The 16,458-nt window shown below is 30.8% G+C and carries 15 protein-coding genes; 13 read left to right on the forward strand and 2 right to left on the reverse strand.

The features are described from left to right. The first annotated feature begins 156 nt into the window (after nucleotides 1-156). Complete coding sequence (locus SALLE_RS00460) at nucleotides 157-1,350, forward strand: hypothetical protein (protein WP_115557694.1); 1,194 nt, start codon at nucleotides 157-159, stop codon at nucleotides 1,348-1,350. A 343-nt stretch (nucleotides 1,351-1,693) separates the two neighbouring features. Here the strand turns inward: SALLE_RS00460 and SALLE_RS00465 are convergent, their stop codons facing one another. Further along, nucleotides 1,694-2,146, reverse strand: a complete 453-nt coding sequence (locus SALLE_RS00465) for a hypothetical protein (RefSeq protein ID WP_115557695.1) — start codon at nucleotides 2,144-2,146, stop codon at nucleotides 1,694-1,696. Between the two features lie 43 nt (nucleotides 2,147-2,189). Beyond that, nucleotides 2,190-2,696 carry a hypothetical protein gene (locus SALLE_RS00470; protein ID WP_115557696.1) on the reverse strand — a complete coding sequence of 169 codons (507 nt, stop codon included), beginning with the start codon at nucleotides 2,694-2,696 and terminating at the stop codon, nucleotides 2,190-2,192. A gap of 197 nt (nucleotides 2,697-2,893) precedes the next feature. Between SALLE_RS00470 and SALLE_RS00475 the strand changes: the two genes are divergently transcribed. The 12 genes from SALLE_RS00475 to SALLE_RS00530 all read left to right on the forward strand — a co-directional run bounded on the left by SALLE_RS00475 (nucleotide 2,894) and on the right by SALLE_RS00530 (nucleotide 16,336). After that, nucleotides 2,894-5,371, forward strand: a complete 2,478-nt coding sequence (locus SALLE_RS00475; RefSeq protein WP_115557697.1) for a vitamin B12-dependent ribonucleotide reductase — start codon at nucleotides 2,894-2,896, stop codon at nucleotides 5,369-5,371. Nucleotides 5,372-5,394: 23 nt separating this feature from the next. After that, complete coding sequence (locus SALLE_RS00480; RefSeq protein ID WP_115557698.1) at nucleotides 5,395-6,471, forward strand: cob(I)yrinic acid a,c-diamide adenosyltransferase; 1,077 nt, start codon at nucleotides 5,395-5,397, stop codon at nucleotides 6,469-6,471. Then, nucleotides 6,471-6,938 carry a hypothetical protein gene (locus SALLE_RS00485; RefSeq protein ID WP_115557699.1) on the forward strand — a complete coding sequence of 156 codons (468 nt, stop codon included), beginning with the start codon at nucleotides 6,471-6,473 and terminating at the stop codon, nucleotides 6,936-6,938. Before SALLE_RS00480 ends, SALLE_RS00485 begins: the two co-directional genes overlap by 1 nt. Before the next feature lie 152 nt (nucleotides 6,939-7,090). After that, nucleotides 7,091-7,795: a purine-nucleoside phosphorylase gene (gene deoD / locus SALLE_RS00490; RefSeq protein WP_115557700.1), complete on the forward strand. Its 705-nt coding sequence runs from the start codon at nucleotides 7,091-7,093 to the stop codon at nucleotides 7,793-7,795. 1 nt (nucleotide 7,796) lies between these two features. After that, entirely contained in the window at nucleotides 7,797-8,759 is a 963-nt protein-coding gene (gene tsaD / locus SALLE_RS00495) for a tRNA (adenosine(37)-N6)-threonylcarbamoyltransferase complex transferase subunit TsaD (protein WP_115557701.1), read from the forward strand. 35 nt (nucleotides 8,760-8,794) lie between these two features. Beyond that, nucleotides 8,795-9,589: a MurR/RpiR family transcriptional regulator gene (locus SALLE_RS00500; protein WP_115557702.1), complete on the forward strand. Its 795-nt coding sequence runs from the start codon at nucleotides 8,795-8,797 to the stop codon at nucleotides 9,587-9,589. A gap of 32 nt (nucleotides 9,590-9,621) precedes the next feature. Further along, nucleotides 9,622-10,542 (forward strand): type I phosphomannose isomerase catalytic subunit, encoded by a 921-nt coding sequence (locus SALLE_RS00505; protein WP_115557703.1) that lies wholly within the window; start codon nucleotides 9,622-9,624, stop codon nucleotides 10,540-10,542. A 142-nt stretch (nucleotides 10,543-10,684) separates the two neighbouring features. Beyond that, a complete protein-coding gene (asnS, locus tag SALLE_RS00510; RefSeq protein WP_115557704.1) occupies nucleotides 10,685-12,049 on the forward strand; it encodes an asparagine--tRNA ligase in 1,365 nt (454 codons plus the stop codon). Nucleotides 12,050-12,180: 131 nt separating this feature from the next. Then, nucleotides 12,181-13,128: a glycosyltransferase family 2 protein gene (locus SALLE_RS00515; RefSeq protein WP_115557705.1), complete on the forward strand. Its 948-nt coding sequence runs from the start codon at nucleotides 12,181-12,183 to the stop codon at nucleotides 13,126-13,128. Between the two features lie 3 nt (nucleotides 13,129-13,131). Further along, complete coding sequence (locus SALLE_RS00520; RefSeq protein ID WP_115557706.1) at nucleotides 13,132-13,815, forward strand: RDD family protein; 684 nt, start codon at nucleotides 13,132-13,134, stop codon at nucleotides 13,813-13,815. An 8-nt stretch (nucleotides 13,816-13,823) separates the two neighbouring features. Continuing rightward, a complete protein-coding gene (locus tag SALLE_RS00525; protein WP_115557707.1) occupies nucleotides 13,824-16,004 on the forward strand; it encodes an ATP-dependent helicase in 2,181 nt (726 codons plus the stop codon). Nucleotides 16,005-16,072: 68 nt separating this feature from the next. Then, nucleotides 16,073-16,336, forward strand: a complete 264-nt coding sequence (locus SALLE_RS00530) for an HPr family phosphocarrier protein (RefSeq protein WP_115557708.1) — start codon at nucleotides 16,073-16,075, stop codon at nucleotides 16,334-16,336. The last annotated feature ends 122 nt before the right edge of the window (nucleotides 16,337-16,458 follow it).

The following is a 16,458-nucleotide window of genomic DNA, read 5'->3' on the forward strand; positions in this document are numbered from 1 at the left end:
GTTTATATAATTGCTTTATTAGATGTTTATTTGCAATTAATTTAACATTTTTAATAGAAATGACAACTTTTTTTAAATTGAAAATATCTAATTTAAATAGTATAATTATTTGTATTTCTTTTTATTTTAAAAGCATTTACAGAGAGAAGGTATTTAATGATAGACCAAATTAAAAAAAGTAGCTTTGAGTTATTAAACGAATTTGAAAGTCAGGTTTTCACTGATGTAGAACTTGAAAAAAATAAAAAATTTGAAATAAAATTCAAAGCTTTTAAGGGCGAAGATTTTAATGTTGATAAAAATCATATTGAAAAAACTTGTGACAGTAATAGGGGTTTATATCAATTACATAGACTGTATGTTAATTCTTCAAATAATCCTACTTTACCTAATAGAGATGAATATTGGGATGATGTTTATTTTAAAGCTAAGAAAAATAAAGTATACCATAAAACAATAAATATTATATATAAGCATAATGTTCTTGAGGACTCTTCAAGCAAAAAAGAATTTTTAAAAAATAATAAATATTTCGGAATTGAGTTTGAAATGGGATATAATTTTCGATATGGTAAAAAACATTGAACATCTCCGGAAGGATTGGATATAAGATTAGAAAAATATGAAGAATTTGTTGAGTTAACCAGTTTTGATAAGGTGGAAGAGATTGCTACTTTTTCAGACCCCAAACACGACAACAAAGAAAGGGTAACCGTTGGCATAGAACTTTTTTGAGTTGGTAACGAACTTAATATTTTTCTTAAATTGTACGCTTCGGTTAATTGGACAGGAGGTAGTGTCTACAATCATTTAGCTATAATAGGAACTCAAAATGAAAGGATTCTATTTTATAGTAAACTAAAAACTAGAAAAAAATTTGACCAGTTGATAAAATTTGGCAATGTTGCAACACCAATTAAAGACAAATTAAAGGTTGACCTAGCCAGCGACTCAGTTCATTCGCTTATTAATTCAATTAAAAGCAATACTAAAGAAGGGGGATTTGACACCGGAAAAATGGTGTCGCTAGAAGCGCACTTTAGCGGACCATTAATGAATGAAAAAAATAAAATTATTGGTTTGTCTGGAATAAATATCGGACCAGGTCACTTTGTAAATGTTGTAAGAGCGGTAAATAAAAAAATAAAATCTGGCAAAGAATTTGATTTTAAACTAGAATTAAAATTTTCTGTTTGACTTAATAATTTTCAGGGGATATTGTATCTAAAACTGGATGACAATTCTTATAAAATTGGAGCAAGTAATGTAGAAAAATGAAAAAATGGCTATTGAGTTTCTTACCAATCTAGTTACATTTCGCATAATCTATATGTAGGTAAAGTCAAATAAGTCTTCCAATAACTTTATTTGTAAGATTCAAGGAATTATCTATATATATTTCAAACGAAGTAAATAATCATATATTCACTAATAACTTACCACTTTATTTAAATAAAAGCATTTGTTAAAATTTAAAAATTAAAATTTAATTTCTTTAGCTGTCCTGTAAATTAAATGAAGATAGCATATAGATATATTTATTAACAAAAATATAAAAAACAAACTGCCACATTGCGCTTTCCCATCTTTGAATATTTCAATTGAAAAAAATGAAAACGAGGCTTTTTCATAATTTTCTAAAAAATCGAAAATCAATTTATAAAAAATCCTTAACCAATTGGTTAAGGATTTTTTATTGTTCGGTTTTTACATTATTTTCTTTTTTATAATAATCTATCAGTGCTAAAATAGAGCCAGCACCCATCCCAACACAACCAATTAGTCCACAAATTCATATTGTGATAAAAATCGGGTTATATCCCCAAAATAGGAATGGTGATGTAAAGCAAATCCAAAAAATTCAGAAACTAATACCAACTAAACCAAGTCATGCGCCAACAACTCTAAGCTTTTTAATTTCAGATGACAAAAAAGTCAAGCAAGTAATCGGAAGCGTGAAAATAGCAATACCAATTCAGCCAGCAATAAGGCATCCAAAAACTTGCCCCTCATCCACATAAATTCCGTCTTCAATAGGGTACTCTAATATTTCAGGGAATCCAAGAATTCATGTTCCAAACTGCACTATAAAAAACGCAAATAAGCATAATGAAATAAGGATAATAATTTTTGATCATTTAAGCATAATTCATTACCTCTTATAATATATTATATCAAATTTAAAAGTGCTAAATTGATTTCTTTTTGTTTTCGCTATTCAAAATAAATATAACTGCTATTACCAAACTGGCGCTTGTAGCGTCCAGTATTACTGAAATTATGGTTGCTACTTCAGATGCGAAGTCATCTTTCATAAAATCAAATAGAAAAAGTAAACTTAAAATGCTCAAAATTCACCCAACAAGTCCGAAGAAAAAACTTGTAAGATCCATCTTATTTGCCATTTTTTCTTTTTTGCTTATTGTGATTTTATCTTTAATTTTTTGATTTACAATTTTTGTCCCAATTATCCAGGCAAATCCTGCAAAAAATGTACTCAAAAAGTCAAACAAAACTGTAATACTAGTAAAGATAAAAGAGTCTGTTTCCCCCTCAATAAGAGGTCTAATTCAGATATGGGGTTTTAAAGCAAGTATACTTAATATTCCAGTTGTGATACCAATTATACCGAAGATAGCGCTTAAGGATTCAACAAGCATTAGTTGTTGTCCGCTATTGATGCTTTTATTTTTCATACTATGTTTTTAACAAATTAATTGTATTATTGCAAGCAAAAATAAAAATATTATTTTTTAAACTTTATTATATGTATTTATATAATACATTATCTTGGTTTTGCTTTCAACTTTAAATTATAAAAATCGTTTTATTTATCAAAAAATACTTTCTTTTGCGATAAAATTATTTTACCAAGATTGAAAGAGGATAAAAAATGTATTCAGAAAAATTAATTGATTCACTTAACAAAGATTTAACAAGCGAGTTTAAAAACCTAAAACAAATTGACAAAAAATTTAACAAAACTTTTGATGGAGTTTCTAGAATGGTAATGTTAGATCGTTATTCGCAAAAAGATCTAAACTTAAAAACCTTAAAGGTTGGAGACCTGGTTATCACAACCATTAAACCCGATCCAGTCTTTCCTTCTAGAGGAATTGGAAACATTACCAAATTGCTAAAAGATGGTAGATATGAAATTCAAATTGAGCCAGCTTATGTTGGAACTATTGATTCTGAATTTATTTTAGAAAGTCAAAAAGAGGATATTATTTACAAAAATAAAATTGAAATTGATAAACCGCTTGAACTATTTTGAGAACAAATTGCTTATCGCGTTGGTCATGCCTTGGGTAAAATTGAAAAAAATTGTCAAAAAGAAATCAGTGAAAAATTTACTCAAGAATTAGAAAACTTAAACGTAATTCCGGCAGGAAGAGTTTTATTTGGAGCTGGAAGTGATAGTGCTGTAACTTTCTTTAATTGTTATGTAATGCCTTTTATTAAAGATGACCGTGTGGGAATTGCTGAACACCGCCAACAAGTGGCTGAAATCATGAGTCGTGGAGGAGGAGTTGGAACTAACGGTTCAACTCTAAGACCACGCGGAGCAATCGCTAAATCAGTGGGAGGTAAATCTTCAGGTTCAGTAAGCTGATTAAACGACCTTTCTGGGCTAACTCACTTAATCGAACAAGGTGGTTCTCGAAGAGGGGCACAAATGATTATGATGGCCGATTGGCATCCTGATATTATTGAATTTATAATTTCAAAAATGCAAAACACTAACATCTTGTTATGATTGCGCGAACACTCTCAATCACACCTAATCAGAGAACAAGCTAATAATAAATTAAGATTTAAAACTTTGACAGCAAGTGAAAGAAAAACTTACGAAGCAATTGTAGCAAATAAAAAAAATATTGAAAAAGATGTTGTTGGAGAAGCTCAAAGAAATTTAGATGCTGGTGGCACTTGAGCCGTTGCTAATGCTGATTTCTTATCAGGGGCAAATATTTCAGTAACTTTAACTGACAAATTTATGGCTGCGGTTGAAAGGGATTTAAATTGAGAATTGAAATTCCCAGATTTAGACGCCTTTGATGCAAAACAAAAAAACTTCTATGATACTAATTGAGATAAAATCGGAGATGTCTTTGAATGAGAAGCAAAGGGATATCCTGTAAAAGTTTATGAAAAAATACCAGCACGAGATTTGTGAGATTTAATTAACTTCTGTGCTACTTATTCTGCTGAACCAGGAATATTCTTTATTGATAAAGCAAATAAAATGACTAACGCACAAGGTTATGGAATGAAAGTTGTTGCAACAAACCCATGTGGAGAGCAACCGCTCGCGCCATATTCGGTATGTAATCTAGCAGCAATTAACCTAGAAAATTTTGTTGATAAAAAAACCAAAGAAGTTTTATATGAAAAACTTAGTGAAACAGTTGCTAACTGTGTTCAAATGCAAGATAACGTAATTGATGCTACTCCATATTTCTTGCAAGCTAATAAAACTCAAGCGTTAGGAGAGCGAAGAGTAGGTCTGGGAGTAATGGGTCTTCATGATATGCTAATCTGAGCTGGTCTAAGATATGGTTCAAAAGATGCAAACAAGGTTGTTGATAAAGTTTTTGAAACTATCTGTTTAAGTGCTTATCGCAAATCAATTGAGTTAGCAAAATTAAAGGGTTCATTCCCATTCTTAACCGATAAGAAAAAATTCATCCAATCTGGATTCATCCAATCTCTACCAAAAGACATTCAAGATGACATTTTAAAATATGGACTTAGAAATTCTCACTTACTAACAGTTGCCCCAACAGGTTCAACTGGAACAATGGTTGGAGCTTCAACAGGATTAGAACCGTACTTTGCCTTCTCTTACTTTAGATCTGGAAGATTGGGTAAATTTATGGAAGTTAAAGCTAGAATCGTTGAAGAATGATTAACTTACTACCCAGAATTTATTGATAAGCCATTACCCGATATTTTTGTGGCAGCAATGGAGTTGTCACCAGAAGAGCACGCAGATGTTCAATGTATAATTCAACGTTGAGTTGACTCATCAATCTCAAAAACTGTTAATGCTCCGAAAGGATACACAGTTAAACAAGTAGAACAAATTTATTCACGTCTTTATAAAGGTGGAGCTAAAGGAGGAACGGTTTATGTTGATGGAAGCCGTGACACCCAGGTACTTTCTTTAAATGATGATGATCAAACTATTGATGATGGATTGGAAGTAATTACAAATCCAAAAGTAGCAAAACCAATTGAGGGAGAACAAAAAATTGGAAACGAAATCGGAGATTTATGTCCAGTTTGTTCAATCGGAACTTTAATCGATTCAGCAGGTTGTGTAACTTGCAATAATTGTGGAGCACAATTGAAGTGTGGGCTATAAAATAATTTAAAGGAAAATTCAAAATGAATCAGAGAGTCCAATTACTTTTTAAAATTGCCATTGTTCCAGTTTATGCTGCAATGGTAGTGGGAGCCAAAGAAGCTTTAGCTTTGGTACCCAATATTGAATTGGTCTCTTTTCTTTTGTCCTTTGCGGCTTTAGTATTTCCGATTCTAATGGTCTTGGGAATAATTACGGTGTTTACGTTTATTGAGGTATTTATCTACTCTTATGGTGTGGCACAATGAATGCTTTTGTATTTAATTGCTTGACCAATTCTAGTTTTATTGACTTTGCTGTTTAGACCAGCCATTAAGCGTCACTGATTTATTTTTGTAATAATAAATGCTATTTTTGGATTATGTTTTGGTTTAATCGATGCTGTTTTAAACTACTTTGTGTGGTTTCAATTTAATCTACCAGTAACGATTGCCTATTATCTACGCGGAATTACTTTTGATATTATTCATGGCTCGGGTAATTTTGTAGTAGCAATTATTTTGTACAAACCAGTAATGGCTTTATGAAATAGTCATTTGAAAAAATACTTAGGAGGTAATTATTTCGTGAAACAAGAAAAAGGATATGTTCATATAATTATGGGTGAGGGAAAAGGAAAAACCTCAGCTTTAAACGGGATGGCTTTAAGGGCTGCTGGAGATGGATGAACCGTTAAGTATGTGCGTTTTTTAAAGAATCGCCCAACTAGTGAAAACAAAATGCTTAAAAAAGCTAAAATTAAAGTTGAAAACTTTTATCATTTTTCAAAAAAATTTATCTGAGAAATGAACGAAACTGAAGTTGAAGAGTTCAAAACAGAAACTCGAAAAGGTTTTGAACATCTGAAAAATTTGTTACAAGATAGCAATAATAATATGATTTTAATTGATGAACTTCTTGGGGCCATAGAAAATAAATTTATTGATGAGGATGAATTAATTACAGCCTTAAAAAATCGTCGCCCGGGAATTGAAATAGGAATATCAGGAAGATATGCCTCAGATAAATTAATAGAATTTGCAGATCTGGTAAGTAAAATCGAGCCAGTCAAACATTATTTTGAAAAAGGGGTTGAAGCCAGAAAGGGGATTGAATATTAATGAATTCAAGTACAAAAATTTGATTAGCCAGTTCAGCTGCCGCGGTTGTTTTAGCAGGTTCAGTTATTTTAAATACCGTCTATATTTCAAAGTATATTAATTTAAAAAGTAATTTAGAGGTCGATAATTCTTTACGACTAACTACGGAAGTTTATGATAGGGATAAAAAACAAATTTACTATAAGGAGTTTAATGATCTGGCTCCAACTAGTTTTTATGAAATCACCAAAACTGATCCTTCATTTAAATACACAGTTAGTCCAGAATTTGGTGCCTTTTTAAGTGGATTCCAGGACTATAAGTTAATAGGAAATGAATATTTTTCAATTAGTTCTCCGACCCACAAAGAATGTGCTGGAAAAGGTGGGCAATTTACACCAAATACTCCAAATGCGTGTCAAGTTGGAGCCTCAAGTTTAATAATTTCTCGACCAGAAAGTTTTGTTATAAGCGTTGAAAGTTATTAATAATTTTAATTAATATTTTAAAAAACCAAACAATGAACATCATTGTTTGGTTTTTTTATAACTAATATATCATTTTAGTATTTAATAAAAACTTAATAAATAAAAAGCGCTCTTTATGTTAATATAATTGTGTAAAGGCAGGTAGAGAAAAGATGACACCACACATAGAAGCTAAAAAAGACGAAATAGCAAAAGTAGTAATCATGCCAGGAGACCCCTTGAGAGCCGAGGTAATCGCAAAGAAATTTTTAACCGACTATAAATTAGTTAACAAAGTTAGAAATATGTTTATGTTTACAGGATTTTACAAAGGAACAAAAGTAACCATTGCAGGAAGCGGGATGGGATGCGCAAGCATTGGAATTTATTCATACGAATTATATAAATTTTATGATGTTGATCACATTATTCGAGTTGGATCAGCGGGAGCTTATAACGAGAAACTAAAGGTTTATGATATTGTTAATACTAAAGAAGCTTTTGGAGAATCACCATACCCAAAACTAGCAGCAGGATTGGATACAAACTTAGTTCCATCAACAACAAAATTGTATGACTTAATCAATAAAACCGCAGCTGAAAATAATCTTTCAGTGCACGAAGGAAAAGTTCACTCAAGTGACGTATTTTATCGCAAAACTGATTCAATGGCCTTTGCCAAAGAAAACAACCTTGATTGTGTTGAAATGGAATCGTTAGCATTATTTGCAAATGCAGTTGAAACTAAAAAAAGTGCCGCTTGTTTATTAACAATCTCAGATAGTTTTGTTACTAAAGAAGTTACAACAGCCGAAGAGCGTCAAAACAACTTTATGGACATGATTAAGATCGCCCTAGAAACTGCAACTAAATTATAAGATGAAAATTCTAGCGATTGAATCTAGTTGTGACGAGCTAAGTTTAGCAATTCTTGATGACGGCAAAGTTTTAACAAACATTATTTCAAGTCAAATAAAAGACCACCAAAAATTTGGAGGAGTTGTTCCTGAATTAGCAGCAAGACTTCACCTAGAGAACATCGAATGAGTTATTAAATCAGCTTTGAAAGAAGCTGATTTATCAATTAATGAGATAGAATTAGTTGCATACACTAAAAATCCAGGTTTAATAGGGAGTTTGATTGTTGGTAAAATAATTGCTGAAACTATTGGCGCTTATTTAGAAGTTCCAATTATGGGTTGCCATCATATTTTAGGGCATATTTATGGGGCTAGTATTGAAGAGGATTTTGTTTATCCTGTTTTAGCTATGGTTGTTAGTGGTGGACATACCCAAATCCAACTTCTTCGTTCAGTTGATGATTATGAAATAATCGGACAAACCCAAGATGATGCAATTGGGGAGTGTTATGACAAGGTTGCTCGTTATTTAAAATTAGAATATCCAGGTGGTCCTATAATTGATAAGTTAGCGCAAACCGGAAATCCTGATGAATTTAAACTTCCAATACCCAAAACTGAGAATGAATTTGATTTTTCATATTCGGGACTTAAAACTGCATGCACTAATCTAATAAATAAATATAATCAAAATAATGAGGAAATAAATAAAGCAGATTTTGCTGCTTCTTTTCAAAAAACAGCTGTTCAAACAATTTGTGAAAAGTTCGAAAAAGCCGTAATCAAATACCAGCCAAAAACCATTACAGTAGCTGGAGGGGTAAGTGCCAACTCTCTAATTCGCCAAAAAGTCGTTGAAATTGGAAAAAACAACAAAATTGAGCACATTATCATTCCAAAATTGGAATATTGTACCGATAATGGCGCAATGATTGGAAAATTCGCACAAGAAAAGATAAATATTTCCAAAAAATTGATATAATAATACTATAAATATCGAGAAAAGGAGGTAATTATATGAGATCATTTTTAGTAAAGTTGGCAACAATTGATGAAAACATTCTTACAAGTAGGGAAACTCAAATTGTCGAATATATTAAAGCTAATTTACACGAAATAGTAAATAGCAACATGAAAATTGAAAGACTTGCCCAAGAGGTTGGAACAGGATATAGTGCAATCTACGGATTATTAAACAAACTAAATATCAGGGGTTACCGCGACTTCTCCATTTCTCTTTCAAACGATGCAGATTCACAAGAAATCGAAGTGGCTAAAAACGATGAAAATGTTGCAGCAAGTTACATTAACTTAATAAAACAAAACTATTCTTTAATAGAAAAACGTGCAATTTTTGAATCATTAAAACTAATTAGAAAATCAACAAGAATTTTTATTTGTTACTGAGAAAACTCGCTTATGGGCCCAGCACAAGTTTTAGAAAACTTCTTGTATAAAGAAAAATTGAATTGCTATCTTTTAGATAACGACTGAGATACTTTATTAGATCGTGTCGAAAACTTAAGAGAAGATGATTTATTTATTTTTTATACAAAATATGGTCAATCAAAGCACCTTGAAAGAATTATGAACAGAATTAAGAATAAAAATGGAGATATTATTTATATCTCTGGAAGAGTTTCAAATCCCGAAATTGCTAGATTAGCAAATTCATCACATACACTAATAATTGAAAATTATGAATCAACTCAATTTAATAGCTATGTTTCACAATCAGTTCCCTTTCATTATTTTAATGATTTATTTATTTATCATTTTGTAAATACGTCAAATCAAGAAAGAGCTGAATAGGCTCTTTTTATTTTTAGAAAAGGAAATCAAATATGGAAATTTTAAAATTAGCACCCTTTTTTAGCGAACGTCTATGGGGTGGTCAAAAACTTAAAGAAATGGGATTTAAAACTCCAATTAATAAAAAAATTGGAGAAGCCTGAGTTATTTCAGCTCATGAAAACGGGATGTCATATATTGATTCACCTGGTACTTATGAGGGAATGGCTTTAAAAGATTTATTCGAAAAACATCACGAACTATTCGGAGGAAACTATAAAGAATACCCATTACTAGTTAAAGTAATTACAGCAAGAGATTATTTATCAGTGCAAGTTCACCCAGATGATGAATACGCCAAAGAGCATCATAATTCATTTGGTAAACCAGAAAGTTGATATGTTTTGGAAGCTCCAAAAGATAGTGAATTAATTTATGGTCATAATGCCAAAACCGCCGATGAATTTAAGAAAATGGTGGATGAGGGAAATTGAGATAAATTACTTAAAAAAGAACCAATTGAAGAAGGTGACTTCTTATATGTACCTCCAGGAAAAGTGCATGCCATTACTCCTGAAGTTGTAATTTATGAACTTCAAAGATCAAGTGATATTACTTATCGTTTATACGATTATGATAGACTTGATGATAAGGGTAATCCTCGCGAACTACACATTCAAGAATCTTTGGATAATACTAAAATTCCTGACACAGACCACTTTGTTACTAAAAAAGCCAAGGGTAAAGTGTTTTCTTCTGAATTCTTTTCTTTAGAAATTGTTGAAGGGGCTCATCAAAAGGAATACATTTGTCCAGAACCAGCTGACTGACTGCAAATTACAGCTATTAAGGGTTCGGGAACAATTAATGGGGTTAAATTCTCAAAAGCACAATCAGCAATTACCATCAAAGGTATTGATAAAATGACAATTACAGGTAATTTAAAATTCTTAGTATCTTGAATTAAAAAATAGTCAAAAAATCTCTTTATATTAGTTGTTAATTACAACAATAAGAAAGGAGATTTTTTATTTTAAAGAATTACAAAAAGTTAGTTTTTAAAAAACTAAATGAAAATATATTGTATAATTTACTTAACGAAAAAGAGGAAAAAATATGGACTTAAAAGAGTTATTTTCTAGTTTTAAAAAATTAGATAAAAAGAAAATATCATTAATTGCGCGAGTTCGTAGTAATCGCCAAGGGAAAGTAGTTTCTTTTATGGTGGTGAACGACGGGACAACTTTAAATGATTTGCAAGTTGTTTATAAACCCGAAACTAAAGGTTTTGATTCAGCTGTGCAATCAAGAGTTAGCTCAATTGTTGAAGTTATTGGAACTTTAATTTTAACTCCAGGAAAACCGCAACCGTTTGAATTACAAGCTGAAGAAATAAACTTGCTTGATCAAGCGATTGAAGAATATCCACTACAAAAAAAAGAACACTCACCAGAGTTTTTAAGAGAAATCGCTCAGTTACGCGCCAGAACTAAAACTTACAATGCGGTTTTTAGAATTCGTTCTAGTTTGTCATTTGCAATTCACAAGTTCTTTCAAGAAAATGGTTTTGTTTATGTTCAAACCCCAATTATAACAGGAAACGATGCAGAAGGTGCTGGTGAAGCTTTTACAGTCACAACCCGAAGTGATGATAAATATGATCAGGACTTCTTTGGTAGAAAAGCATCTCTAACAGTTTCGGGACAATTAAATGCAGAAGCTTATGCTCAGGCCTTTAAAAATGTTTATACTTTTGGACCAACTTTTAGAGCTGAAAATTCTTTTACCTCAAGGCATGCATCAGAATTTTGAATGATAGAACCCGAAGTTGCGTTTGCAGATTTAAATCAAAATATTAAATTGGTTGAAGCGATGCTAAAAAGTGTTATTGAATATATTTTTGCTCACAACTTAGAGGAGTTGGAATTCTTAGAAGCGAACCAAGAGGAAGGTTTAATTAATAAACTTAAAGGAATAGTGGATTCACAATTTTCAGTTATGAAATATGAAGAAGTTCTAGAAGTTCTTAAAACAGCTATTAAAAATGGTCATAAATTTGAGGAAAATAACATTGTATTTGGTCTTGATTTAGGAACAGAACACGAAAGATATATTTGTGAAGTTCATAACAAAAAACCAACATTTGTAACAGATTATCCCAAAGAAATTAAGTCTTTTTATATGAAGTTAAATGATGATAACAAAACTGTTGCAGCGGTTGATTTATTAGTTCCTGGAATTGGGGAATTAGTTGGGGGAAGTCAAAGAGAAGATGACTACTCAAAATTAATGAATCGAATTAAAGAGTTAAAAATGAGTGAAGAAGAAATCGCTTGATATACAGATTTACGTCAATATGGTTATTATAAATCAGCAGGATTTGGAATCGGATTTGAAAGATTAATTATGTACGTGACAGGAATGAGTAACATTAGAGATGTTATTCCATTTCCAAGAACACCTAAAAACTTATTATTTTAATAAACAGCCTAGATTTAGTTCTAGGTTTTTTAATTAGTAAATCACTTTAAAGCATAAATATCTAAAAAAACTTTTTAAACTTTATAAAGCATAAATAGTGTAAAATTATTATATGAAATGAGAGTGATGTCATGTTAGTTTCAATTATTATTGCCACCCAAGGTAAAAAAACCCGACTAGTGGAATCATTTTACAGCATTCAACAACAAATAAATAAGAATTATGAAATTATTGTTATAAATGAAGGTAATGATGCAGATTGTGAACAGCTATTAAGACAAGATTTTAAAAGAAATCCAAATTTAAAAGTAGTCTTTAATACAAAAAATCAAGGAACAGCTTATGCTTGAAATATGGGAATTGAGTTGGCGACAGGTCAATATTTCATTTTCTTAAAAGAGGGTAATACTATCGATCCTAACTTTATTCAAAGGATTGAAGATATTGTTACTAAGTCTCCAGATAAAATTGACTTAATTGAATTTTCAATTCAGTATACAAAATTAAGTGATTCTCACTCAGATTCAGTTTTAGAGTCAGATAAACTTTATGATTTAAAAGTCGAACACGAGCCATTTGCTTATACTAATCCAATAATTTACAATAAGTTATTTAGAACTGAATTTGTAAAAGATCATAATTTTTCTTTTAGAAGATTCACTAGATTTGACGCTTTGTTTGTTTACAAAATTTTGGGACAAGCAAATAACTTTATGTATATAAGTGATATTTTAATGAATCACCGTTTGAGCGTTGTGAAATATTCAGCCTTTGACTTGGTAAACCAATGACCCCATGTTATGAACTACTATCGTCGTGTTGGAAAATTTAAAAATTTAAAAGAAGAAATTTATTATGCTTATTACAAGGATATTATTTATCGCTTTTTATGAATGATAACTAAATTTGAAAATAAAGTTTTAGTAAAAAAAGGTGTGGCTTTTGTTGAGAGAAAAGTTGGAAATAAACTAGAGGAAATCAAGGAAAATGAAGTTTTCAAAAAAAACTTAGAACCCGAATTTAATGACACCATTAATAATTTAAAAGATTATTTTAAAGAGATTTTAAAGAGTTCTTAATTTATGAAACAAGTTACAAATAAAGAAGCAGCAACATGAGAAGTCGCTTCTTTAACGAGAATTACTTTCGCAAGAACTTTTGATTTAGTAATTTCCGCCTTGCCGATGCTTATATTGCAATTATTTTTAAAAATAGACGGATGAATTGGCATTTTAATCAATGCTTTTTTTGCATTATCATTACTAATAATTTATTTTATAATAATCCCTTGCTTTATTTCGGGGAACACAATTGGTAAAAAAGTTTTTCAAATAAGCATTAAGAGTCGCGAAAAAGTGGGGTTCAAAAAAATATTTTTTCGTGAAGGTTTTTTTGTCCTGTTGCCGTGATTAATATCTTTTTTGATTAAAGTTATTGCTTTAGGTATTTTTTACTTGGGCGATCACAACAACGATGATATAATGACAAATGGATTTTGAATTGCCTTTGGAATTGCTAGATTTGGTGATTTGTTCTATTTAGCTTGGGCAGCATTCATGTTTATCACAATCAAAGTTCAAGAAAATAATCAAAGCGGTATTGATTTGAAATATAATATTTTTGTGGTCAAGAAGAACCCAATAATCGAAAAAGCAAAAGACGATGGCAATGATACCAAAACTAATAGCCGACATATTCATTTAGATGAAAACCGTCCAGGAGAAATTAGTGATGATATTATTCGCGAAATCGAAGAAATAGACTAGGAGAATTTATGAACGAAAATATTATAAGGGATTTAAACCCAGACCAATTAGAAGCTGTAACAATTACCCAAGTTCCTTTAAGGGTAATTGCTGGTGCTGGAAGTGGTAAAACCAAAGTTATTACAACAAAAATTGCGTACCTAATTAATGAACTTAAAATTCCGGCTTGAAGAATCTTAGCAGTAACATTTACTAACAAGGCTACTAAGGAAATGAAAAGCAGAGTTAGTTCTTTGATTTCAGATACTAGAGGTAATCCCTTTATTAGTACATTCCATGCTTTTTGTGTTAGGGTTCTAAGAGAAGAGTATGCAAATGTAAATCTTGAAAAAAACTTTTTAATAATTGACAATTCAGACCAAAGAATAATTGTAAGCAAAATTTTAAAATCAATTAATGTAGGTCCTGATTTGGTGAGAAAATATGAAAAAATTGCTTTAAGCAAAATTTCATCTTGAAAGAATCAGTTTTTAACCCCTGATGATGTTTCTGGTTTTGCTACTAGTGAAATGGATTTTCAAATGGCTAAAACATACAAAAACTATATAAAAGAATTACAAAAAACAAACTCAGTGGATTTTGATGACTTAATACTGTTAACTCATCAGTTATTTAAAAATAATCTTGAAGTTCAAAAAAAATGACGAGACAAGTTTGATTACGTCTTGGTTGACGAGTTTCAAGATACCAATGATGTTCAATTCGATTTGATAAACTGACTAACAAAAGATAAAAATAATTTAACTGTTGTTGGTGATCCAGACCAAACCATATATTCTTGAAGAGGTGCTAAAGTAAATATTATTTTAAACTTTAAGCAAGCTTACAAAAACGCTCAAACTGTTGTTTTAAAAGAAAATTACCGTTCAACACAAAATATTCTAAATCTTGCTAGCGATTTTATCACTAATAATAAAAATCGTGAATCAAAGGCGGTTTTCTCAAATAACCCGGTGGGGGAGAAGATCTCATTAAAAGAGACTGCTTCAAAAGCATTTGAAGCTAAATTTGTAACTCAAAAAATTAAGGAATTAGTTGATTCAGGTAATTACAAATATTCAGATTTTTACATTCTTTATAGAATCAATGCTTGATCGCTTGAGTTTGAAAAGAGTTTAGGAATAGCTAAAATACCTTTCCAATTAGTTGGAGGTTTAAAATTTAGAGACCGAAAGGTTATCAAAGATATTTTGGCACTTCTTAAACTAGCGGCTTTTGGAGATAATCTGGCTGCTTTAAGAGTTTTAAACTTTATTCCAAAAGTAGGTGCGGTTACAATTGAAAAAATTGAGCAAAAGGCTGTTGAACAAGGAATTTCGATCTACAGTCTCTTAACAGAACATAAAATTGATGCCTTGAACATATCCAAACACTTGGAATATTTATGCGATGCATTAGGTGAAGCTAAGGAAATGCTCCTGGAAATGCCGAGAATCGATGAATTCACAAAATTCTTACTTCAAAAAACCGGTTATGAAGAGCGTCTTAAATTTTTGAATAAAGATGACGATGACTTGCAAAATCTACAAGCTTTTTTAGACCAAGTTAAGTCATATGATGATGAATTTAATGTTGAACAAGCGGGAGAAGAAAATCATGTCTTAGCATTTCTACAAAACGAAGCATTAGAAAGTTCAGAATTAGATAATTTTACTGCTAATAAGGTCACATTATTAACTGTTCATGCTGCAAAAGGTTTAGAAAATAAAGTTGTTTTTATCACTGGATTAAACAATGCTGTATTTCCGCTAAAATCAGCTTTTAGTTCAGTTGAAGCAATTGAGGAAGAGCGTCGCGCGCTATATGTTGCAATTACTAGGGCTGAAGAAAGATTGTTTATATCATATGTTTCGGGAGAACGCTCTTATATTTCTGATGGAGAACTTTCTGCAAGTATGTTTATTAAAGAATTAAATCAGGAATTATGCGATTTTGAAAAAAATATTTTCTTCCACTCTGATGGAGCAATGAGTTCTAATCAATATAATAACTTTAGTGAAAGTTTGCCTAAAGCTCAGAAAATCGATTCAGAATATAAAAAAGGTATTCTGGTTGAACATTTAGCCTTCGGTAAAGGTGTTGTTACTAAGGTATTGGACCGTCAAGTAATGGTGGCTTTTGATAACCCGCAATTTGGTGCTATTTCTGTTGCAATAAATAGCCCAGCACTAAAAGTAATAAAACACTAAAATAAAAGGTATTTACAAATTATATAAAAAGTTTATAATTATTAAAGTAGCGATAGGAGGATTATAAAATGGCACAATTTACTGCAAAAGTAATTGACAAAGTAGGTTTGCATGCAAGACCTGCGTCAGTTTTAGCTAAAGAAGCTTCAAAATTCCAATCAGATATCAAAATTAAATCTGATGGAAAAGAAGGTAATCTAAAATCAATCATGAACGTAATGGCATTAGCGATTAAATCAGGAGCTGAAATTACCATTGAAGCTAAAGGAGCAGACGAAGCTGACGCGATAGCTGCAATTGAAAAAGCAATGAAAGAAAACGAAATTATCTAATATTTCACTTTGAAAATCACCTTGGTGATTTTTTTTATTTTTGGAAAATAGCTTCTAAAATTAATAATTTTTTCTATGAAAAAAAATGAGTTTTAGAAAAATTAAAATGTATAATTAGTATT

Source organism: Spiroplasma alleghenense (assembly GCF_003363775.1).
Classification (GTDB): Bacteria; Bacillota_I; Bacilli_A; order Mycoplasmatales; family Mycoplasmataceae; genus Spiroplasma_B; species Spiroplasma_B alleghenense.